This window comes from Alcanivorax sediminis, assembly GCF_009601165.1.
Lineage (GTDB): Bacteria > Pseudomonadota > Gammaproteobacteria > Pseudomonadales > Alcanivoracaceae > Alcanivorax > Alcanivorax sediminis.
Map to the genome: position 1 here is coordinate 126,528 of NZ_WIRE01000001.1, position 22,812 is coordinate 149,339.

At 59.0% G+C, this 22,812-nt stretch carries 20 protein-coding genes; 12 read left to right on the forward strand and 8 right to left on the reverse strand.

What is annotated here, in order from left to right; genetic code table 11:
* Positions 1-13: 13 nt before the first annotated feature.
* Positions 14-1,123, reverse strand: a complete 1,110-nt coding sequence (locus GFN93_RS00550; RefSeq protein ID WP_153498508.1) for a DUF1176 domain-containing protein — start codon at positions 1,121-1,123, stop codon at positions 14-16.
* A 297-nt stretch (positions 1,124-1,420) separates the two neighbouring features.
* On the reverse strand, positions 1,421-2,338 hold the full coding sequence (locus GFN93_RS00555) for an alpha/beta fold hydrolase (RefSeq protein WP_153498509.1): 918 nt from the start codon (positions 2,336-2,338) through the stop codon (positions 1,421-1,423).
* Between the two features lie 197 nt (positions 2,339-2,535).
* On the opposite strand from GFN93_RS00555, the gene GFN93_RS00560 reads away from it, so the two are divergent.
* The gene (locus GFN93_RS00560; protein ID WP_153498510.1) at positions 2,536-3,429 is read left to right on the forward strand and encodes an alpha/beta hydrolase; all 894 of its coding nucleotides are present in this window, start codon (positions 2,536-2,538) and stop codon (positions 3,427-3,429) included.
* Between the two features lie 127 nt (positions 3,430-3,556).
* Positions 3,557-4,786, forward strand: coding sequence for an alpha/beta hydrolase (locus GFN93_RS00565; RefSeq protein WP_153498511.1), 1,230 nt, complete (start codon positions 3,557-3,559; stop codon positions 4,784-4,786).
* 128 nt (positions 4,787-4,914) lie between these two features.
* Here GFN93_RS00565 and GFN93_RS00570 read toward each other — a convergent pair whose 3' ends face one another.
* Genes GFN93_RS00570 through GFN93_RS00580 form a run of 3 tightly spaced genes read right to left on the reverse strand, consistent with a single transcriptional unit; the run spans position 4,915 to position 6,496 of the window.
* Entirely contained in the window at positions 4,915-5,553 is a 639-nt protein-coding gene (locus GFN93_RS00570) for a DUF502 domain-containing protein (RefSeq protein WP_328594071.1), read from the reverse strand.
* Positions 5,554-6,057 carry a transcription elongation factor GreB gene (gene greB, locus GFN93_RS00575; RefSeq protein ID WP_153498512.1) on the reverse strand — a complete coding sequence of 168 codons (504 nt, stop codon included), beginning with the start codon at positions 6,055-6,057 and terminating at the stop codon, positions 5,554-5,556. It lies immediately after the preceding gene.
* A 16-nt stretch (positions 6,058-6,073) separates the two neighbouring features.
* Entirely contained in the window at positions 6,074-6,496 is a 423-nt protein-coding gene (locus tag GFN93_RS00580; protein WP_153498513.1) for a VOC family protein, read from the reverse strand.
* 86 nt (positions 6,497-6,582) lie between these two features.
* Between GFN93_RS00580 and hemB the strand changes: the two genes are divergently transcribed.
* Positions 6,583-7,587: a porphobilinogen synthase gene (gene hemB, locus GFN93_RS00585; protein ID WP_153498514.1), complete on the forward strand. Its 1,005-nt coding sequence runs from the start codon at positions 6,583-6,585 to the stop codon at positions 7,585-7,587.
* A gap of 70 nt (positions 7,588-7,657) precedes the next feature.
* Complete coding sequence (locus GFN93_RS00590) at positions 7,658-8,125, forward strand: MarR family winged helix-turn-helix transcriptional regulator (protein ID WP_153498515.1); 468 nt, start codon at positions 7,658-7,660, stop codon at positions 8,123-8,125.
* Here the strand turns inward: GFN93_RS00590 and GFN93_RS00595 are convergent.
* Positions 8,109-8,966 (reverse strand): alpha/beta hydrolase, encoded by an 858-nt coding sequence (locus GFN93_RS00595; protein WP_153498516.1) that lies wholly within the window; start codon positions 8,964-8,966, stop codon positions 8,109-8,111. The two genes, GFN93_RS00590 and GFN93_RS00595, sit on opposite strands and share 17 nt — an antisense overlap.
* 246 nt (positions 8,967-9,212) lie before the next feature.
* On the opposite strand from GFN93_RS00595, the gene ppk1 reads away from it, so the two are divergent.
* Positions 9,213-11,297 (forward strand): polyphosphate kinase 1, encoded by a 2,085-nt coding sequence (gene ppk1 / locus GFN93_RS00600; protein ID WP_153498517.1) that lies wholly within the window; start codon positions 9,213-9,215, stop codon positions 11,295-11,297.
* A gap of 78 nt (positions 11,298-11,375) precedes the next feature.
* On the opposite strand, the gene ppx is transcribed toward ppk1, so the two are convergent.
* The gene (gene ppx, locus GFN93_RS00605) at positions 11,376-12,866 is read right to left on the reverse strand and encodes an exopolyphosphatase (RefSeq protein ID WP_153498518.1); all 1,491 of its coding nucleotides are present in this window, start codon (positions 12,864-12,866) and stop codon (positions 11,376-11,378) included.
* 247 nt (positions 12,867-13,113) lie between these two features.
* Between ppx and trxA the strand changes: the two genes are divergently transcribed.
* The 7 genes from trxA to GFN93_RS00640 all read left to right on the forward strand — a co-directional run bounded on the left by trxA (position 13,114) and on the right by GFN93_RS00640 (position 21,074).
* Positions 13,114-13,440 (forward strand): thioredoxin TrxA, encoded by a 327-nt coding sequence (gene trxA, locus GFN93_RS00610; RefSeq protein WP_035232078.1) that lies wholly within the window; start codon positions 13,114-13,116, stop codon positions 13,438-13,440.
* 284 nt (positions 13,441-13,724) lie between these two features.
* Positions 13,725-14,984 (forward strand): transcription termination factor Rho, encoded by a 1,260-nt coding sequence (gene rho / locus GFN93_RS00615; protein ID WP_153498519.1) that lies wholly within the window; start codon positions 13,725-13,727, stop codon positions 14,982-14,984.
* A gap of 232 nt (positions 14,985-15,216) precedes the next feature.
* On the forward strand, positions 15,217-16,689 hold the full coding sequence (ubiD, locus tag GFN93_RS00620; protein WP_153498520.1) for a 4-hydroxy-3-polyprenylbenzoate decarboxylase: 1,473 nt from the start codon (positions 15,217-15,219) through the stop codon (positions 16,687-16,689).
* A 187-nt stretch (positions 16,690-16,876) separates the two neighbouring features.
* Complete coding sequence (locus GFN93_RS00625; RefSeq protein WP_153498521.1) at positions 16,877-18,238, forward strand: D-arabinono-1,4-lactone oxidase; 1,362 nt, start codon at positions 16,877-16,879, stop codon at positions 18,236-18,238.
* A 27-nt stretch (positions 18,239-18,265) separates the two neighbouring features.
* Positions 18,266-19,546: an alanine racemase gene (locus tag GFN93_RS00630; RefSeq protein ID WP_153498522.1), complete on the forward strand. Its 1,281-nt coding sequence runs from the start codon at positions 18,266-18,268 to the stop codon at positions 19,544-19,546.
* 81 nt (positions 19,547-19,627) lie between these two features.
* Complete coding sequence (locus GFN93_RS00635) at positions 19,628-19,987, forward strand: NirD/YgiW/YdeI family stress tolerance protein (protein WP_153498523.1); 360 nt, start codon at positions 19,628-19,630, stop codon at positions 19,985-19,987.
* Positions 19,988-20,147: 160 nt separating this feature from the next.
* Positions 20,148-21,074: a metal-dependent hydrolase gene (locus GFN93_RS00640; RefSeq protein WP_153498524.1), complete on the forward strand. Its 927-nt coding sequence runs from the start codon at positions 20,148-20,150 to the stop codon at positions 21,072-21,074.
* A gap of 213 nt (positions 21,075-21,287) precedes the next feature.
* Here the strand turns inward: GFN93_RS00640 and GFN93_RS00645 are convergent, their stop codons facing one another.
* A complete protein-coding gene (locus GFN93_RS00645; RefSeq protein WP_153498525.1) occupies positions 21,288-22,772 on the reverse strand; it encodes an amidase in 1,485 nt (494 codons plus the stop codon).
* Positions 22,773-22,812 lie beyond the last annotated feature (40 nt).

Here is a 22,812-nt window from a genome sequence, read left to right on the forward strand (position 1 = left end):
TGCCACCCCGTCGCTACGGCAGGGAAGCTGCCTCTTTCTGGCGCACCTCCGCCACGATTTCCGGCAGATCCCAGGCGCCCCCGACAGCCAGCCCCCGGCACTGACCGGTGGTGGAAGAGAGCGTGTGAACATACGCCCGGCCATCCCAAGTCCACTCATCAAGGGCATAGCAGTCGCCGATCCCGCGGCCCTTGTGCATGGCTGAAACGGTCTCACCATCAAAGTCGGTTGCCGACTCGGTAACCAGGATCGGCTGGTAAGGCTTGCTGTCGTTGATGACCCATACCCCGGCTCCGCCGTTGTAGGCGGCCATCCAGCAGCTCACCGACACCGCCAACCGGGTATCCGAGAGCCGAACCACATCCAGTGGCTCCCCCCCGTCGTCGGGCATAGCCAAACCACTGCATTCGGTTTCGTCTTCCACACTGGCAAGCAACGCCGCCCGCAAGGCGACTTCGTCGGCCGCTGGCAAGACGACGGTTTGCGACACATCTACAGGGGCGCGAATCACAACCGGTGGCGCCAACGCGGGCAGGACATCCTCTTCCTGTCTGTCACCCTTGCGAACCAGCGCCCCCGGCGTGCCAATCCTGCCTTGTACTTCATCCATTTTCAGCAGCACTGCGCTGGCACCGGCATCCGAAAGGCGCCAGCGGTATTGACCATGCACCCACTCGATAACGCTATCCCGACGCAGGGCACGCAACAGCGCCAACAGTATCTCGCTGGACAACTCTGCACCGAGAAACTCAGGATCGACCGCTGCCGCGCCGACCTCCTGTCCATTGATCACCAGCGACAGAGAGGCATCCGAAATCAGGGACTGAAAGACCGCGTCGTCGAGATCAAGTTCGCCGATTTTCACCTTGCCGTGCACTGGCTGATTGGGACCCGCCTTACGGGTAAGCAGTACCGAAACCGCTTCACTATCTTCAAAAAAACGCTGATAACCCACCGCCCTGCAGGTACGCGTGTTATCACACACCAGCATCCAGTCCTTGTGCTCAAAGCGCAGGCCGTTTACCTCCAGAGCATTTGCATGCAATGGCGCCATCAGGATTATCACAACGATGGCACGCCCCAATCCCCACAATGCTGCCAACTTGCCTTTTACCGTGCTCATAGCTTCCCCCTGGCGCCGGTCAGGGCATACCAGGTAAAAACGATCACTTCCCTGTTCATTACAAGCCTCCACCCCTCTAACAAAGCGATCTGGATACGGCAGAATCGCCGCCGCCCATGGTGATGCACGAGGGTACCAGACAAACACCCTCCGGGAAGGCGAAGTTGCCGGAAATGAGAACCAGACCGCTTCGGCAAAGCCCCCAAAAAAGCCACAAAAAAGCCGCGCCCCAGTGCCGGGCGCGGCCTCTCTTTTTCCCTGCCGATAACCCGACTACGCGGGTTATTCGTAGGCGGCCTACGCCATCGACGGCTGAGCCAAGGAGTTAGCCCGAGCGGCTGTCTCGGCAATCAGGTCACTCATCTGGTCCAGCACGGCCGGCGGGAAGTCATGCCCCATGCCAGGCAGGATAGCCAGCTTGGCACCAGAGATATGGCGCGCGGAGGCCTTGCCACCGGCGGGGCGAATCAGCGGGTCGGCCCCTCCATGGATCACTGTAGCCGGGCAATCGATCTTCTTCAGCCACGGAGTCAGTGCACCGGTGGCCACAATTCCCAGGAACTGGTTGCGGATACCCAGCGGATTGATGCCCCGCGCCCAGCACTGGCGGTAAATCTCGGCCAGTTCCTCACGGCCTTGAGGCAAGGTGCCGGCCAGCTTGGCCATCATCTCCAGGCCAAAGGCAACGAACTCCTCTTCGGTCTCGATCTTGACCCGCGGCGCCACCAGCGCCTTCAGGGCTGCCGGCTTGGGGGGCGGCACCAGACGGCTGTTGTTGCTGGACATGATGGAGGTCAGCGACAGCACCCGGTGCGGATACTTGCCGGCCATCAGCTGACTGATCATCCCTCCCATGGAGGCCCCCACCACATGCGCTCGCTCGATGGCCAGGGCATCCAGCAGCCCGACGGTGTCATCCACCATATCGTGAAGGGTATAGGGGGCATCCACGGAAAGCCCCACGTAGCTGCGCATTATGGCCGTAAGCGGACCATGCTTGAGGCGGCGGCGGATGCGCGACGACTTGCCCACATCCCGGTTATCAAACCGGACCACCCGGTAGCCGCGCTCCACCAGGCTATCGAGCAACGGCTCTGGCCAGAACACCATCTGGGCAGACAGGCCCATGACAAACACGATGGTCTCACCGTTTTCGGGGCCCCGGCTCTCGTAAAAAAGCTCAATCCCGTTGCTGGACACTGTTCCTGACTGCATGGCGCGCCTCTGTAATATTCTGGTTAGTGGGGCAACATAGAAAAGCTACCCCCGTACCACAACCCCGGCAACGCCGATTGGCCTGTTCGGCCGACACCTGACCTTCTGTCACTGCGAACTGGCCTCTTCACCCCTGCCAATCCCGTCGCGTCGCGATTAAGGTATTCAGCACAACAATAACGCAGCGGAACAAGTTCATGAGCATCCAGGCTACCCTGATCAAGGCAGTGACCCGCCGAACCATCAAGCGCTCAGGCCTCAATGAAGAGCAGCTGGTTCGTCACCTGCGCAAGGTTTTCAACAATTCGCCCTCCCTGACACTGATGCCCTTCAGCGTGAAACTCAGCCGGGTCAACCAACCCGGCTTTGCGGGTGACCGCGTCAGCGTGAGTGATCCCAAGGTGACCATGCTCTACATTCATGGTGGCGCCTACATCGGCGGGGTTACCAAGACCTATCACAACATGGCTGCGCGCCTTGCCAAACAACTGAACGGCGAGGTCTACCTGCCCACGTATCCGTTTGCCCCGGAGCACCCCTTCCCGTCGGCGGTGAACCGGGTGATGGAGGCCTATGAATACCTGCTGGGACTGGGTAAGCGCCCCGAAGATATCGTCATTGCCGGCGACTCCGCCGGGGGCGGCCTGACGCTGGCCACTTTGCTGCATATCCGTGACAAGGGCCTCCCCCAGCCCCGCTGTGCGGTCACCCTGTCTCCCGGCAGCAACTGCCAGCCAGATGACCGGATTCTCGACGCCATGGACCCCAGCGATGCCATGCTGTCGGCGGACATCATCCGCACTGTGATTGATATCTATGTGCCCGACACCGAGCATCGCACCCACCCCTACGCCTCTCCCTGTCTGGGCGATTACAGCGGTATTTGCCCGTTGATGATCACGGTTAGCACCGACGAGGTGCTCTACTCGGATGCCAAACGGGTGCGTGAAGCAGCGGAAAAAAGTGGCGTAAAAGTGGAATGGCTGGAGCGCGGCGGCGTGTTCCATGTGTGGCCGGTGATGACCCCTTTCCTGCCGGAAGCCCGTCAGGACATCAGAAAGATCAGCGCGTTCATTCAGCGCCACGGCTAACCGATACCGAATTGGGCAAAAGGTAAACATTCGCGGCAGATTCGGTCATTGCAGGCACTCCTGTGCCGTCGTCTACTGAGCCCAAAGCGCATACCTGCATTGCGCACCAAGGACAAAGGAGGCGGCGATGACCGAATGGCCTCGCATCAAGCCCACGGATTATTGCAACGAAGATCTGCCCACACTGACACAGCCCTGGTGGCGAACCCTGCCCCGCCACTTCCACGCCCTGCCAGATCACTTCCTGGCCGACAATGATACCCGCTGGCGTATCGACTACACCGCCAGCCTGGATACAGTGGCCCGCACCGGCCTTGCCTGCATGGCAGGAGCCGCCGCACTCCCCGCCAGCCTCAATGTGAAGCAGCAACAGGAAGAACGGGAGCTGGTTCGCTTCTACGAACCCTTTCTGGACTGTGGCGACCCCCAACAGTTCTTTACCGCCCCGCAACAACACCCCGTGATCCAGTACCACCCGGTAGCCCGCTATCACTTCCAACCGGAAGACGGACAGGCACACACGCTCAGCTTCCGCTCACCATTCGAACCCAAAAACCCGGCCTTGCGTGATCGCTATCTGGCCCACAAGCGTAACCGCACCGCCTGGGCGCAGTACTGGAAACATGATGGCGAGCCGCGCCCAACCCTGATCATGATCCACGGTTTCGTGGCCGACCCTTATTGGCTCAATACCCGCTGGCTGGCCCTGCCCTGGTTCTACAAGCAGGGCTTTGATGTATTGCTCTACACCCTGCCCTTCCATGGCCGCCGCAAGAGTCCGCTGGCACCGTTCAGCGGCGCCCAGTTCTTCAGCCAGGGCATGGCCATGCTCAACGAAACCTTCGCCCATGCGATCCATGATTTGCGCATCTTCATGAATCATCTGCGCGAAGGCGGCACCCCAGCCATGGGCGCCACCGGCATCTCCCTCGGCGGCTATTCCACCGCGCTGCTGTCATCGCTGGAGAAGGATCTGGCCTTTGCCATTCCCAATGTGCCGCTGGTGACAATCATGGATCTGATGAAAAGCTGGTTCCCGGTCAACCTGCAGTTCCCGCTGTTCCACAAGGTTTACGACACGGATTTCGCCGGCCTGCGCAAACTTACCGCCCTGCACTCGCCCCTGACCTGGCCCAGTCTGGTCCCGCAAAGTGCGCGCATGATTATCGGTGGTGCCGGCGACCGCTTTGCGCCCCCCAAGCACACCGACCTGTTACGGCAGCATTGGGATGATTGCCACGTGCACTGGTTCCCCGGGAACCATATGCTGCATCTTGATCAGGGGAGTTATCTGCGCAACATGCGCGACTTCATGCGCGATGCACTGCAGGAAAGATCGGTGGAATTGAGCGCGTAGAAAATCAGGGCGAGTTTCGAGTTTCGAGTTTCGAGTTTCGAGTTTCGAGTTTCGAGTTTCGAGTTTCGAAGATCAAAACCGGAACAGGCCAACCCCTCAAGGTTTTGCCTTTCGAAACCCGCTCCTCGTTACTCGCTTGTGTTGGGGGTGTCGGTCTTGAATAACGCCGCCGTGCCGGCACCGCAGGACACCACCGTCTTCATCATGCTTTCCACCCCGATCTCCGGGTGCAGCTCTACCAGACTTTCATGAACGTGGTAGATGAACCCACTGGTAGGGTTGGGGCCGGTGGGAACAAACACCGTGACATGGCCATCGCCATGGCGTGATGTCACCAATGCTGTCACCGACACATCGGTTTGCCTGCCATAAAGCCAGACCCGTGCCACTTCACCTCGGCTGAACGGGCTGTCGCTGCTGTTCCCCATCAGCTGGGCGATGACTTCGCGCACCGTGACATAGCCCGGCAGCCGGCTCATCACATTCGCTTCCCACTGGTCCCAAAGCCAGCTACCCAGTCGGGTCGCTACCAGTGTGCCGACCAGAAAACACAACACCAGCACCGCCAGAAAGGCTAGCCAGTCTGCCACAAACTTGGGCAAGCCAAAGGCACTAATGAAGACCGACGTGAAGGGAGAAATGATTTCCGTCACCGTCTGATAAATCCAGCGGAAGAAAAACACGATGATGGAAATGGGCAGCAGAATGGTCAGACCACCCAGCAGGGATTTACGGATAAAAAACCAGACGCGACGATTGGCGCTCACTCAGGACTCCTGGTACCAGATTCGATTGATAAACAGACAGCGCTCGCCCACCGGGGTTCGCACTTCTACCTCGTCATCCACCTGCTTTTTTAGCAACGCCCGAGCCAGCGGCGCATCAATACTGATATAACCACGCCGGGCATCGGTTTCATCCGGTCCTACAAGACGGTAGGTTTCCAGCTTGCCGTCCTCGTTTTCCAGCTCTACCCAGGCACCAAAGAACACCTTGCTTTGATCCTCCGGCAGCCGGTCCACCACCGTCATGTCATCCAGCCGCTTGCTGAGAAAGCGAACGCGGCGATCAATTTCCCGCAGCTGCTTCTTGCCGTAAATATATTCAGCATTCTCGGAGCGGTCGCCTTGCGCTGCCGCCTCCTGCACCGCTTGCGTCACCTCCGGACGTTTCACTTTCCACAGGTACTGCAGCTCATCATTGAGCACCTTGTAGCCTTCCGCAGTGATGTACTTGGAAGCGGGTTTCCCCTTGGGACGCCAACGGCCCATTGTCTTACCTCGAATGCTATACCTCGAAGATGCGATCCAGCTCGCGCAGCCCCTTGAACTCCAGCACATTGCCGGTGGGGTCCTGTACAAAGAAGGTACCCTGCTCTGCGGGCTGGCCGACAAAACGCTCCCGGGGCTTGAGCAGAAACGGCCAGCCGTGGTCGTAGAGTCGCTCCACCAGTATTTCCCAGGTCGCAAAATCCAGCACCACGCCAAAATGCGGCATCGGCACCGGGTGTCCATCCACATCGCTGTAGCCCTGGACAGGAGTCAGATCTTCACCCTTGTGCAGGGACAACTGATGGCCATGCAGATCGATATCAATCCAGTTGGGCGCATCCCGTCCACGACGGCCACCGATCACACGGCAGTAAAAATCCGCGGCTTCTTCCAGATCATTTACCAGAAAGGCCAGATGAAAGGCCGGCTGTTTTTCCATTGTCTACTGCTCTTGCTAAACTCTCGTGATTCCGTCCGCCATCGCTCTCCTGCGGACGCTTCCATGTTACTAGAGGACTCCACCCCATGTCTGTGTCTCGTGCCCCCTGGCCCGCCACCCGAATGCGTCGTATGCGTCGTGATGATTTTTCCCGTCGTCTGATGCGCGAGCACACCCTGACGGTGGATGACCTGATCTACCCGGTGTTTGTGCTCGAAGGCAGCAACCAAACCGAAGCCGTACCCTCCATGCCCGGCGTGGAACGCATGAGCATCGACCTGCTGGTCAAGGAGGCTGAGGAGCTGGCCAAGCTGGGAGTGCCCGCCATGGCCCTGTTTCCGGTCACCCCTTCCGACGTCAAAACCCTGGACGGGCGCGAAGCCTGGAACCCGGACGGACTGGCCCAGCGCGCGGTGCGCGCCATCAAGGCAGCCGTGCCGGAAATGGGCGTGATCACCGATGGCGCCCTGGATCCGTTCACCACCCACGGACAGGATGGCATCATCGATGACAATGGCTATGTTCTGAACGATGTGACCGTGGATGCCCTGGTCAAACAGGCCCTGTCGCAAGCGGAAGCGGGCGCCGATGTAATTGCCCCCTCCGACATGATGGACGGCCGTATCGGCGCCATCCGCGAGGCACTGGAGCAGCATGGTCATATTCATACCCGCATCATGGCCTACTCTGCCAAGTACGCCAGCGCCTACTATGGTCCGTTCCGTGATGCCGTGGGCTCCGCTGGCAACCTGGGCAAGGCGGATAAAACCACCTACCAGATGGACCCGGCCAACTCCGATGAAGCCCTGCACGAAATCGCTCTGGATCTGGCTGAAGGCGCCGACATGGTGATGGTCAAACCTGGCATGCCCTACCTGGATGTGGTGCGCCGCGTGAAAGACGAGTTCAAGGTACCGGTGTACGCCTATCAGGTGAGTGGTGAATACGCCATGCACATGGCGGCGTTCCAGAACGGCTGGCTGGACCAGGACAAGGTGATGATGGAGTCCCTGCTGGCATTCAAGCGAGCAGGAGCCGACGGCATCCTCACCTACTTTGCCAAGGCCGCCGCCCTCAAGCTCAAGGGCTGATTCCCCCCCCTTGCAAGTCCCGCCCCGGCTCCATATATAATGCATACACACTATATATGGAGTCCGTTCCATGAGTCGTCGCCCGCCACAACCCTCCTCACTGGATCCTGAACAGGTCGGCCTGCACTGTGCCGCCCTGCATTCCCGGGTGCTGTCCCGGCTGGTGACGCGACTGTATAACCAGCAATTGGCTGAAAGTGGCCTGCGCATCACCCAGTTCTCCGTGCTCAATGCGATCAAGGCACGGCCTCCGGAATCCATTTTCCAGCTTGCCGAACTGCTCGGCATGGAACGCACCTCCCTGCAGCGCACCGTGGATAAACTGATTGAGAAAGGTCTGGTGGAATCCGAGCCCACCGGCAATAAACGCGCGTTGGGGCTCTCTCTCACTCCCCAGGGAGAGGCCTGCTATCAGCAGGCTCTGGTAGGCTGGCAAGCAGCGCAGGATCAGTTCGAGTCACTGGTGGGCAAGCAGAGCTGGCAACAGATTGCCTCGGAATTGCGCCGCTTCAGCCACAAGGTCAAGCAGGAACTCTAGCCAGATCACCTTCTGGGACGGGCACAGACAAGACCCCTTCCCGGGCAAAGCCAGCGACCAGTCCCAGCACCGCCTTGTCGGTCAGCACCCGCCGATGTCCCTTGCCAACGGTCTGGTGCAGGGTGGCCGAGGGCATCGCCTGATGCAGCCGCAGCGAATCCGTGAACGGAACCTCCCTGTCACCAGTATCATGCACCAGCAACGTTCGAGCACTGATCAGCGAGCCGCGTCGGGCGATGTCCAGCGCGTCGTAACCGATCCCCACCCGGGCAGCCATTTTATCGAGCAGCTGCTGTCGGGCCCGGCCACCGAATTTCAGGGCACTGGCCATCCGCCCCACCACACCGCGGAAGTCTGTGGGCGGCGCGACCAGTACCGTGCGAGCAATATCGCCTCGCTCGGCCAGTACAAAGGCGGCAGCCGAAGCCCCCATGGAATGGCCGATTAGTACATCCACCGGCTCACCGATCACCTCCAGCGCCAGACGTAGAGTGGTGATGAATTCACCCACATCACTGGCGCCATCCGGCTCTTCGCCATGGCCCGGCATCTGCAGGGCATAAAAAGAGAACGATTCACGGCCCAGCGCCTTCATCATCGCCTCGAACTGAGTCCAGTGCCCGGACCAGCCATGGACCAGCAAGACTCGCTGTGGACCACCCAACCAGATATTCAGGCGCGCGCGCTCACCCACCGGCAGCTGGCTGTCCGGCGCAAACTCGGATCGGCCCCTCCAGGCCTGCGGCAACCGTGGTCCCGTCATCAAACGTAACGCCAGATCACTGGCCCTGCCGGGCAGAAGGCGACTGAACAGCGCCATTAACAGCTGAAAGAGTTTCATCTCTATTTCCTCATAGTGTATACACACTTTAAAGTCTGCGACCTCACTTCACAGGGAGGCCCACCCATCAGTTAAGTGTATTTACACTTAACAAGAAAAATCAACTCCGCTTATCTGCCTGCCTCTTTCCAGAGCGCCCGTTGAGGTCTAGCCTGAAAACTGTACACAGGACTGTTCCCTGTCATTGCCGTGTCATATAAATGTCATTGAATAGGAAGCTCGATCACCCTTGCTCAGGAAGGCTCCATGAACGATATCGCCAGTGAACACAGCGCCATTGATCTCAACCACCCGGACTATTTTTTCAACCGGGAATTGAGTCTGCTGCAGTTCAACCTGCGAGTGCTGGAGCAGGCCATGGATGAGAACCATCCGCTCATGGAGCGACTGAATTTCCTGCTGATTTTTTCCAGCAACATGGACGAGTTTTTCGAAATTCGCGTGGCAGGGCTGAAAAACAAGCTCGAAGCGGGCACCGGGCAACCTGGCCCGGACGGTATGCTCGCAGAAGAACTGCTGACCGAAATCAGTCGCATCACCCACGAAGCCGTGGATCGTCAGTATCACATCCTCAACAACATTCTGTTGCCGGCACTGCGTGAGGAAGGTGTGGACTTCCTGCGTCGGGAAGACTGGACTGAGGCCCAGTCCGAGTGGGTAAAAAAGTACTTTCGCGAGCAGGTGTATCCGGTGCTTACACCCATCGCACTGGACCCCTCCCACCCGTTTCCACGGCTGGTCAACAAGAGCCTGAATTTTATCGTTCCTCTGGACGGCAAGGACGCCTTTGGCCGCTCCACAGGGCTTGCCATTGTGCCGGCTCCCCGCTCCCTGCCCCGCCTGATTCGTATTCCCGACGAAATCAGTGGTGACGGCGATGACAACTTTGTATTTCTGTCGTCCATGATTCACGCCCATGTCTCAGACCTGTTCCCGGGCATGAAAGCCACCGGCTGTTTCCAGTTCCGGGTAACCCGGAATGCGGATCTGGAAGTGGATGAAGAAGTGGAAGATCTGGCCAGCGCCCTGAAGGGGCAGCTGCTCTCACGCCGTTACGGCGACGAGGTGCGGCTGGAAGTGGCTGACAACTGCCCACGCCACCTTATGCATTACCTGCTGGAACAGTTTGAGCTCACCGAACAGGATCTTTATGAAGTGAATGGCCCGGTGAATCTGGCGCGCATGTTCACCAGCGTTAATCGTCCTCGCCTGCACTATCCACCGTTCACGCCAAAGCTTCACCCTGCGGTGAAAAAGGCCGAGTCGATTTTTGATGCCATCGATCAGGAAGACATTCTGCTGCACCACCCGTTTCAGTCATTCCAGCCGGTAGTCAGCCTGCTGGCCGAAGCCGCCCGCGACCCCAAGGTGCTGGCCATCAAGCAAACACTTTACCGCACAGGTACCAAGTCAGAGATTCTCGACCATCTGGAAACCGCGGCGCGAAACGGCAAGGAGGTCACCGCCATCGTGGAATTGCGTGCGCGTTTCGATGAGGAGTCCAACATCGAAGGGGCCCGTCGCCTGCAAGAGGCGGGCGCCATCGTGGTGTACGGGGTGGTGGGCTACAAGACCCACGCCAAGATGCTGCTGGTCGTCCGTCGTGACGGCGAGGGCATCAAGCGCTATGTGCATCTCGGCACCGGTAATTACCACACCAGAACCACCAAGCTGTACACCGACTACGGCCTGATGACCGCGGACAAGGCGGTGGGCCAGGACGTGCACAAGATCTTTCAGGAGCTCACCGGCATGGGCAAGGCCGCGCGACTGAAGCAACTCAAGCACTCGCCCTTTACCCTGCATCCGTCGCTGATCGAATGGATTGAATTTGAGACCGCGGAAGCCCAGGCAGGAAGGCCGGCGCACATCATCGCCAAATTCAATTCCCTGACCGAAGAAAAAATCATCCAGGCGCTGTACAGAGCCAGTCAGGCGGGTGTGGAAATTGATCTGATCGTGCGTGGCATCTGCTGCCTCAAGCCGGGTATTGCCGGCATTTCTGACACCATCCGGGTACGCTCCATTGTCGGTCGTTTTCTGGAGCACACCCGCATTTATCACTTCCATCATGGCGGCGACGATCTGGTGTATTGCTCCAGCGCCGACTGGATGGAACGCAACCTGTTCAACCGGGTCGAGACCTGCTTCCCGATCACCAATCCCACGCTGAAGGCTCAGGTGCTGGAAGAAGGACTGAATTACTATCTGAGAGACAACAGCCGCGCCTGGCTATTGCAGTCCGATGGCACCTACACCCGCGCCCAACCGGCCGATGGAGAAGAGGTGTTCATGGCCCAGCAGTGCCTGCTGGATACTAACGTGGGATAACCCGCGAGGGACCGGGCCACTGACAGCAACCCCCAGAAGCACAGCCTGCTCTGCTGGTGTCCGGCCCCGAGCATCCATTCATTTCAGGATCAGCTCACAACCCGCTGCCTGAAAATAATCCTGCTCCTGTTCAAGATCAGCCAGGGTCAGCGGGTGCTCGTCCAGCCAGCCCTCCGGAAATGTCAGCGTCAGGGTATTGCCCTTCACCTTGAGGTTCATGCCGGGGGTTGCTTCATCGCATCGGGCGTGATGCAGGCGTGTGGCAATTCGCAGCACCAGACACAGTCGCAGCAACGGCTCGCGCTCATCTTCCGGCAATTCATCCAGGGCAGACTGTGGAATCTTGCGGCGATGGCCTCGCACCAGTATCGCCACGGCCTGCTGTTCCTGACGGGAAAAGCCAGCCAGATCGGAGTTGGTAATCAGGTAAGCGCCATGCTTGTGGAACTGGCTGTGGGACACGGCGAGCCCAAGCTCATGCAGCAGTGCCCCCCAGCGCAGGGTGTCCTCCATGGGCTCATCATCCAGCAGCCAGTCCGCCGCGACCTGTCTGAACAATGCCATCGCTGTCTCGCAGACCCGCTCTGCCTGACTGCGTTCCACATGATGACGATTCATCAGCGATTGAATGCTGCGGTCGCGCACGTCTTCATGGCCGAAGCGGCCGAGCAAATCGTAGAGTAACCCTTCTCGCAGAGCGCCGGATGACACCTCCATCTGCCCAATGCCCAACTGCTCGAAAATGCCATAGAGAATGGCCAGTCCGGAGGGGAAGATGGCCTGACGGTCCTCACGCAGCCCCTTGAGGTCGAGCTTGTCGGCACTGCCTGCCTTGATCACCCGCTTGCGGGCTTTCTTGAGTCCTTCCAGCGTCACGCCGCTGTCGCACCAACCCTGCTCCACGCAAACCTGGCTAATGGCCTTGATGGTGCCGGAGGCGCCAACACTCTGTTGCCAGCCAATACGGCGGTAGTTGGCATGGATGGAGAGCACTTCCTGACGGGCCGCAGTGACGGCCTTATCAAACGCTTTCTCGGTGATATTCCCCTCGGCAAAGAAACGCTGGGCAAAACTCACACACCCCATGTGCAGGGATTCGGTTTCCGCCGGTTCGAAACGCTCACCGATGATCAGTTCGGTGGAGCCGCCGCCAATATCCACCACCAGCCGCTGCCCGGCATCGTCCGCCAGGGTATGCGCGACGCCCAAGTAGATCAGGCGCGCTTCCTCGCGACCGGCCACAATTTCGATATCGTGCCCCAGCACCGCTTCGGCCCGGGCAATAAACACTCTGGCATTGCGCGCCTGACGCAGGGTGTTGGTCCCCACCACCCGCACACTGCCACGGGGAATGCCGGCAATCCGCTGGGCAAACCGCCCCAGACACTCCAGCGCGCGAGTCTGGGTTTCTTCGTCAAGACGGTTTTCCTTGTCGAGCCCGGCCCCCAGCTGCACCTTCTCCGACAAGGCATCCAAAAGCTGGATTTCACCCTGTGCCTGCCGTGCAACGACCATATGAAAGCTGTTAGACCCCAGATCAATGGCGGCCAGATGTTCGCCGTGCTGCATGCCTGCTCCTTCTGCGAATAGGCCGATAGTACCCTGAAATCATGGCGTTAGGATGTCAGCGCCCGGGAATACACAGGGTTTTACTTTGCCGTTGCCTGGCCGTCATAGGCAAATCCAGTGACGATAATTGATTCCCTCGCTTGAAAAGGAGTGCCTGCAACCTGATATTATTGCCCAGTGCGATGGGAGCCTTTAAGGTTCCTCGCCCCCAGCGGGGCAGCCAATCCCTTTATATCAGGAGAAATCGATGAGCGGCGAGATTATCAATGTGACCGACGCGGACTTTGAAGCCCAGGTCATCAATGCAGACGGCCCGGTGCTGGTAGACTACTGGGCACCCTGGTGTGGTCCCTGCAAAATGGTCGCGCCGATCCTGGAGCAGCTGGCTGGCGAATACGAAGGCCGCCTGACCATTGCCAAGATCAACATCGACGACAACCCGGAAACCCCGAAGAAGTATGGTGTTCGTGGCATTCCCACCCTGAGCGTATTCAAGAACGGTAACGTGGAAGCCACCAAGGTGGGCGCGCTGTCCAAGAGCCAGTTGAGCGCATTCCTGGACAGCACCCTGTAAGTCCGGAAACACTCTGTAACGCCCCGGCCATCCGGCCGGGGCATTACAACCCTCCCTCCTATAGACAGCCCTTCCCCATAGTGGTAGATTCCAGAACAGCTTTAAGGAACCTCCTTACAAGCACTCCCTTTTAGTTAGTCCTTCGGAACCTCTGGTTACCCTTTATTCCTGTGGCCCCCTTTTAGGCTTGCCGGGCCAGACTCCGAAAAAACCGGATTATCAAAACAACTGTAGCGCCGCAGGCGGTGCATCCCCTCAATTCATTCAAACCAAAACATACGCCAATGAATCTTTCTGAACTGAAGCAGAAGCCGATTGGAGAACTTCTGAACATTGCCAAGGAACTCGGCCTCGAGAACCTGGCAAGAACCCGCAAGCAGGACGTCATCTTTTCCATTCTCAAACGCGCCGCCAAAAATGGCTCCGATATTTACGGAGACGGCGTACTGGAGATCCTGCAGGACGGCTTCGGCTTCCTTCGTTCCGCCGAAGGTTCCTATCTGGCAGGCCCGGACGATATCTATGTCTCCCCGAGCCAGATTCGCCGTTTCAACTTGCGCACCGGCGATACCATTTCCGGCAAGATCCGGCCCCCGAAGGATGGCGAGCGCTACTTCGCCATGCTCAAGGTCAACGAGATCAATTTCGACAAGCCGGAAAACGCCAAGAACAAGATCCTGTTTGAAAACCTGACGCCGCTGTTCCCCACCGAGCGTCTGGTCATGGAGATCGGTAACGGCTCCACCGAAGACATCACCACCCGGGTGATTGATCTGGTGGCCCCGATCGGCAAAGGGCAGCGCGGCCTGATCGTCGCTCCGCCAAAAGCCGGTAAGACCATGCTCCTCCAGAACATCGCCCAGTCCATCGCCCGCAACAATCCCGAAACCCACATGATCGTGCTGCTCATCGATGAGCGTCCGGAAGAAGTGACCGAAATGTCACGGACCGTGCGCGGTGAAGTGGTGGCGTCCACCTTCGACGAGCCGCCGGCCCGTCACGTTCAGGTGGCCGAGATGGTGATCGAGAAAGCCAAACGACTGGTTGAGCACAAGCAGGACGTGGTGATTCTGCTGGATTCCATCACCCGTCTGGCTCGCGCCTACAACACCGTCCAGCCCAGCTCCGGCAAGGTTCTCACCGGGGGTGTAGACGCCCACGCCCTGGAGAAACCCAAGCGTTTCTTCGGCGCAGCGCGGAACATTGAGGAAGGCGGCAGCCTTACCATCCTCGCGACCGCCCTGGTGGATACCGGCTCCAAAATGGACGAAGTGATCTACGAGGAATTCAAGGGTACCGGCAACATGGAACTGCATCTGGACCGCAAGGTGGCAGAGAAGCGCGTGTTCCCGGCCATGAATATCCGCAAGTCCGGCACCCGCCGCGAAGAGCGTCTGGTGAGCGAAGACGAACTGCAGAAGATGTGGATCCTGCGCAAGGTCCTGCACCCCATGGACGAAATCGGCGCCATGGAGTTCCTCATCGACCGCATGAAGCAGACCAAGACAAACCTGGAGTTCTTCGACTCCATGAAGCGGAAGTAGTAGACGCCTCACACGGCATGCTTCACGCAACACGCAAAACCCCGCTTCGGCGGGGTTTTGTGCTTTTAACGCCCGACGCCAATAATCACACCCCGTTCATTCTCTCCGCCTCAAGCTTCTTGCGGCTTTTGTGTTGTTTTTTTGCGCCTTGCGTCGAGCATCAAGCGTCAAGCATTCATCCTGCTATACTCGCCGCACAACCTTTCCGGTTACCCGAATCACAAGGAACGCCATGAAATACCGCGACCTGCGAGACTTCATCACCCAACTGGAACAGCTTGGCGAGCTCAAGCGCATCACCGTGCCGGTGGATCCGAATCTGGAAATGACCGAAATCTGTGACCGCACCTTGCGGGCTGGCGGGCCCGCGCTACTGTTCGAGAACCCTGTGGGTTTCGGCACTCCGGTGCTGGGCAACCTGTTTGGTACTGAGCGCCGGGTGGCGTTGGGGATGGGCCGCGAATCCGTAGAAGAGCTTCGCGAGCTGGGGGAGCTGCTGGCGTTTCTGAAAGAACCAGAGCCCCCGAAGGGATTCCGGGATGCGTGGGAGAAGCTACCGGTATTTCGCAAGGTACTGAGCATGTCCCCCAAGGTTTCCAGCAAGGGCCCCTGCCAGGAGAAAATTCTCGAGGGTGACGAAGTCGATCTGTACAAGCTGCCAATCCAGACCTGCTGGCCCGGCGACGCCGGTCCGCTGGTGACCTGGCCGCTGGTCATCACCCGCGGGCCCAACAAGGAACGCCAGAACCTGGGCATTTACCGTCAGCAGCTCATTGGCCGCAACAAACTGATCATGCGCTGGCTCAGCCACCGTGGCGGCGCACTGGATTTCCAGGAGTGGCAACAGCAGCGTCCCGGCGAGCCCTTCCCGGTGGCCGTGGCACTGGGCGCCGACCCGGCCACTATTCTTGGTGCGGTCACCCCGGTACCGGACACGCTCAGCGAATACGCCTTCGCCGGCCTGCTGCGCGGCTCCAAAACTGAACTGGTGAAATGCATCGGCAATGACCTGCAGGTCCCGGCCAGTGCCGAGTTCGTGCTCGAAGGCCACATCTATCCGGATGAAATGGCAGACGAAGGCCCCTTCGGTGACCACACCGGTTACTACAACGAAGTAGAACGTTTTCCGGTGTTCACGGTGGAACGCATCACCCACCGCCGCGACCCGATATACCACAGCACCTACACCGGTCGCCCACCGGATGAACCCGCTGTTCTGGGCGTGGCCATGAATGAAATCTTCGTGCCGATCCTGCGCAAGCAGTTCCCGGAAATTGTGGACTTCTACCTGCCACCGGAAGGCTGCTCCTATCGCATGGCGGTGGTCACCATGAAGAAGCAGTACCCCGGACACGCCAAGCGCGTGATGATGGGCGTGTGGTCCTTCCTGCGTCAGTTCATGTACACCAAATTCGTAATTGTCTGCGACGACGATGTGAATGCCCGAGACTGGAATGATGTGATCTGGGCCATCACCACCCGCATGGATCCCGCCCGCGACACCGTGATGGTGGAAAACACCCCCATCGACTACCTGGACTTCGCCTCTCCGGTGGCCGGCCTCGGCTCCAAGATGGGTCTGGATGCCACCAGCAAGCTGCCCGGCGAGACCAGCCGAGAATGGGGCCGCGCCATTAGCATGGACAAGGCGGTGAAGGAGCGGGTGGATGAGATGTGGGAAAGCCTTGGAATTAATAATGAATAATGAATAGTTAATAACGGCGCGGGCCAGGTTCGTGCAGGCTCAAACTTCGCGGCCGCGCAGAACCCATGGTCGCGGCGACAGAGCAGGCAAAACCTTCTCACGCCGCCCGCGCAGCTGTTAACTATTCACTATTAACTATTCATTTTCATTCTTGTACCATGGTGCCATATAAGAACAAGGATGACTCATGGCACTTCTCGACTCCGTTAACCGACGCGATTTCCTGAAAACCCTGTCCGCCATCGGCGGTAGCGTCGGGCTCGCGCCAGCCAGCCTGTTTGCCAATGAAGTAGCCCCCGCGCCCGCCTGGCAAAACTGGTCCGGCAATCAGCAGGCCAACCCGAACCAGTTACTCTTCCCGCGCGATAATGACAGCTTGCGTGAGGCGATCATCAATAGCACAGGCACCCTGCGCGCTTTTGGTGGCAGCCACTCCTTCAGTGGCGTGGTGCCCACCAACGATACCCTGATATCCCTTGAAGCCATGGCCGGGCTGCGCAGCCAGCAGGAGGACTTGTTCACCTGGGGCGGCGGCACCCGGCTGGGCATGGCCAGTGCCCAGGCGTTTTCACTGGGCCACAGCTTTATCAACGAACCGGATATCAATCTCCAGTCGCTGGCCGGTGCCATTGCCACCAGCACCCATGGTACCGGCAGCCAACTGACCAGCCTGTCCGGGCAGGTAGAAGCGCTTACCCTGATGCTTCCGGATGGCGGAACACTCCACCTGGATCAGAACGACGGCGACCACTTCCTTGCGGCCTGTTGCAGCGTAGGCGCGCTCGGTATCGTCACCGACATTACCTTCCGCCACCAGCCAGCCTACCGCCTCAAGGAGCACACCTGGACGCTGCCACTGCGAGAGGCCATGGACTTCGTGGAGAAGGAAAAAGACAACGTCCGCCACATCGAATTCTTTGCCTTCCCGCTGGGCAACCAGGCCATCGTCAAGACCATGGAAATCACTGACGATCCCCAGGATAGTCCTGCCCGCGAAGACAGCAATGAGCTCCTTGAGACTATCTGCAAGGTGGCCATGCATGCGGGCTGGCTTACTCCGTCGCTACAGAAACTGGTCACCCTGTTTGTGGAAGACAGCACCTTTACCGCTCCATCCAATGTGGTTTATGGCAATCACCGCACCGTGCGCTTCAACGAAATGGAATACACCGTTGCAGCGGAGGACGGCATGGCCTGCCTGGAAGAGGTGTGCGACACCCTGCGCAAGGAAGAGGTGAACGTATTCTTCCCCATCGAGTTTCGCTATGTGGGCAAGGATGATCGCCTGCTATCCATGTTCCATGAACGTGACGGCGCCAGCCTTTCGATTCATCAGTACTTTGCCCAGGATTACCAACCGGTATTCACGCCCCTTGAGCCGATCCTCAATCGCTATGCCGGCCGCCCCCATTGGGGCAAGATTCACAGCCTGGGACGCAAGGAGCTGGCTGAACTGTATCCGGCTTTCGACCGCTTCCAGGCCGTACGCCGGGAACTGGATCCTCAGGGCCGTATGCTCAATCCGCACCTGATGCACCTGTTCGCATAGCGTCGTTAGCACGGGAAAGGGAAACTTATGAAACGTCGGGGATTCCTGCTCGGGATGGGCGCCATAGCCGCTGCGGGCTGGCTGCTGCGGCCGGACAACCGGGGCGCACCGCACAACCTCTATTTTCAGGGTCTCAACGACTACCTGAAAACCACTGGCCCGGGTCGCCCCTTGATGCTGCTAGACCACCAGCGGCTGAGCGCAAACTGTCAGACCTTGATGGCCATGCTCCCACAAGGGAAGGCGCTGCGGATTGTTGCCAAGTCCCTCCCCAGCGTCTCCCTTGTCCAGGAAGTCATGACCCTCACTGGCAGTGACCGGGTCATGGTCTTCCATCAGCCGTTCATCAATGCGCTGGCAAAAGCTGAGCCAGGCTGCGACATGCTGCTGGGCAAGCCCATGCCGGTACAAGCAGCCCGACAGTTCTATAAGGAGCTGGATCCGGCCAGCGGCTTCAATCCCGATGCGCAATTACAGTGGTTGGTCGATAGCTTGCCGCGACTGGAACAGTATCTGTCACTGGCCCAATCCCTGAAACGCCGCCTGCGCATCAACGTGGAAATCGATGTAGGCCTCCATCGCGGCGGGCTCACCCGGCCTGCGCAGCTGGATGCACTGCTCACCCTGATTCATGCACACCCTGAACATCTTCAGTTCAGTGGCTTCATGGGGTACGACGCCCATGTGGGCAAACTGCCCGGCTTCATCCAGAGCGCCGAGGAAGGCCACCGCGAAACCGAAGCGATCTACCGCCGCTATATTGATCGCCTGTACCATCAGGCTCCGCAATACCAGCAGCAATCCCTGTGCTTCAACGGCGCCGGCAGCCCCACCATAGGTCTCTATGATGAACACGCTGTCGTGAATGAGCTCAGTGCCGGCTCCTGCCTGGTCAAAGCCACGGATTTCGACCTGCCACTGCTTCGGGACTTCCAGCCCGCCGTGTTTATCGCCGCGCCGGTGATCAAGTCAATGGATGGCCTGAACTTGCCCGGCCCCATTCCGTTGGGCAGCGCCTGGCAACAATGGGACCTCAACCGCCAGCACACCTATTTTATTTACGGCGGCTACTGGAAGGCCGAACCGGTTTCCCCCGCCGGCCTCGCCGCCAACCCGGTGTACGGCGTCAGCAGCAACCAGATGATGTTCAATGGCAGCGCGGAAACCGCGCTGAGCATGGATGACCAGATCTTCTTTCGCCCAACCCAAAGCGAGTTTGTACTGCTGCAGTTCGGCGACCTGGCCATCTGGGACGGCGATAAAATCTCGCAATGGTGGCCGGTGTTGCCACAGGGCAGCGGTGCCTGACTGCCGCTTCCCTCTCTCACGGGAACATGTGGAGGTAAGCGGACTCTAACAGGGTGAGACATCCACGAAGGACGGTGACTCATGAAACCCCTGATTGTGATCGTCATGGCTTTTCTGGCAACTGTCGCCCAGGCAGATAGCCAGATGCTGCACAGCACTGCCGACATTTCGGCGCATACCCCCACTGGCACCCCGGTGAAACTGAACGGTGAAATCCTCCAGTCGCTCGGCGAGCACCGCTACCTGTTGCGCGACAGGGACGGAAAAGTACTGGTCACCCTGCCGGGCAGACTCACTGCAGACCGCCCTCTCCCCCCCGGCACTCGTTTGATTATCTCAGGCCAGGTCACCCAGGGAGAGAAGGCTCCAAGAGTGGATGCCGCCAAGCTGCATTCGCTTAAAACCGCGATCAACCCGGCCGCATCGACCCTCAGTTACTAGCCACCCATCCGTATTGGCCGTGCAGCCTGAGCCATTCTTGCCCAGGGGAAACTCACCATATTCATTGTTACATTGATCAATGATACATTCAGATGGTATTTATCTGAGGCAGCCATATTGCCCACAGAAAATGGCCCTACAAGAAAAGAGAACTGCCATCATGAATGCACAAGCCCATCCAGAGCGCCACACCCTGCAGGCCAGGCGAGTCCAGTTTGACCTGGCGTCAACCCCATTGCACTGGTTGAAAGACGACCCTTTCTCGACCCACATCATCAATGGCATCCACATGCTGCTCCCCGCAGGGGAATTGTGGTTCTGCCGGGTGTACAACCAGGCATTACCGCTGGTAACGGATGAGGCTTTACGGGAAGACGTGCAGGGTTTTATCCGTCAGGAGGCCGTTCACTCTCGCCAACACACTCAAGCACAGAGTTATCTGGAGGCCCATGGTCTGAGCGTTGCCTATACCGAACGCGCGGAGTGGCTGTTCGGGACTTTTCTGGGTGAGGCGCCGTTCGGACTCACACTACTGCAACGTGACCGCTGGAAGCAGCAGTGGCTGATCACCCGGGTAGGACTGATTGCGGCCATTGAACATTTCACCGGCGTGCTGGGACAGTGGGCCATGGACAACGAAAGCTGGGAACAGAACGGCGATGCCACCATGGTAGACCTGTTCAAATGGCATCTGGCTGAGGAAGTGGAACACCGCACGGTGGCGTATGACCTGTTCGAGCACCTGTGCAAGACCGAGCTGGGTTTCTATGTGAGCCGGCAGGCAATGATGGCCATCGTGTTCCCGCTATTCCTGCATTTCATTGCTGAAGCTGGACGCCAACTGGCCGCTCAGGACCCGGATCAGCGTGCTCAGCGCATGGCGCGCATGCTGTTTCCACAGGTGATGCTGGAGCTGCAGAAAGTCGGCCGGAAAACCCACAATTTGCCTACCTTCAGCTTCCTGGTGAAAGCCACCGCCCGATGGCTATCCCCCCGTTTCCATCCCATCCACGAAGGTGATACCGAGCAGGCGCTGGCCTATCTGGCACGGTCCCCGGCGGCACAAGCTGCGGCGGGGCTGAGTTAAAAGTTGAAAGTTCAAAAGCGCGGGAAAGCGCGTTGCCAAACGGACCGTTATACCCGCGCCCAAAGGCGCCAGGCTTTTTATCCCATCGCGCGGCACAGGCATTAGTCGACAGGTACAAGGCCCTGTCGCGCGTTTCAACTTTACACTTTGAACTTTCAACTGCCTTCTGAACACGCCAGACGCTGGACGCAACCCAGCGTCAGGCGTTAGGCGTCAAGCATCCGGCGTCTTATCAAACCACGGCGCGGCCTCTTCCAGCTGTGCCGCCAGGGCCAACAATTTGCCTTCGTCGCCATGGGTGCCAACAAACTGGGAACCGAGCGGCAGGCCCGCATCGGTCCAGTGCAGCGGGACTGACATGGCAGGCACACCGGTGACATTGGCAAACTGGGTGAATGGCATGTACTTGAAGTTTTCCATGGCCATATCTTCGATCATGCCAGTTTTCATCAACAGCTTCTCAGCCCCCAGCTTCAGCACCATTTTCAAGCCCGCCTGCTGCAGCGGCGGCGTGGCCATCGCACCAATTTTTGCCGGTGGCAAGGCCAACGTTGGCGTGAGCCAGAAATCGTACTGCTCGAGAAAATGGTCAAGGGCTATCATGTACTGCTGCCAGCGCCCCTGACACTTCACATACTCATGAGCCGGCGTGGCACGGCCAAAGGCAGCGATACCCAGGGTATCCAGTTCAAACCCGTCATCGCCGCACCCGGTGAGCTCTTTCACCTCATCCACTTCAGCCGCGCATTGCCCGAACCAGATAGTCAGCCAGTCCATGCACATCTGCCTCGCGTCCATCTGGGGCTCGGCTTCCTCCACCTCGTGCCCCAGATCCCGCAGCAATGCCACGGTCTTTTCGACCGCTTTCACGGCTTCCGCATCAACCTCCGTCCCCAGCGGCGACCGGGTACTGAAGCCAATACGCAATCGTCCGGGGTTTTCTCTGGCGGCCAGTGCGTAGGACTGCGCTGGCGGTGCAATATGAAACAGGCTGCCGCGCTCATCACCCTGAACAATATCCAGCATCAGTGCACTGTCCCGCACCGAACGGGTCAGGGCGTGATTCACCGCAATGCCGTGCATGGCTTCAGTGAAGGTGGGCCCCCAAGGGGTGCGCCCACGCCCGGGTTTGAGGCCGAACAGACCACAGCAGGCTGCGGGGATGCGGATACTACCGCCACCATCATTGGCGCCAGCAACAGGCACCACCCCGGCAGCCACCATGGCCGCTGAACCGCCAGAGGAACCACCGGGTGTGTGCTGCGGGTTCCAGGGGTTGCGGGCAGGACCAAAGGAGTCGGGTTCAGTAATCCCCTTGGCGCCGAATTCCGGGGTATTGGTGCGACCAAACGGCACCAGGCCGGCACTTTTCCAGCGCGCGACCAGGGTGGAGTCCTGCGCGGCGCGCACATCCTGTTTCTTGCGCGCCTTGTTACCTCGATAGTCAGGCTGACCGCCAATCTCCTGAAACAGATCCTTCACCAACATGGGCACCCCGGCCAGAGGGCCCTGCAAAGGCGACGTCGCTCGTTTACGGGCCATGTCGTAGAGGGGAATAATCAGCCCATTAAGCGCAGGGTTCACTGCCTCCGCTCTGGCAATGGCCACCTCCAGCAATTCACTGGCAGTCACCTCACCCTTGCTGACCAGCTCGGCAAGGCCAATGGCATCAAACTTCCGGTATTCTTCGAATTTCATGAACGCTCCTGCTCTCCCAACGCTGCCAAAGGTCACAAGG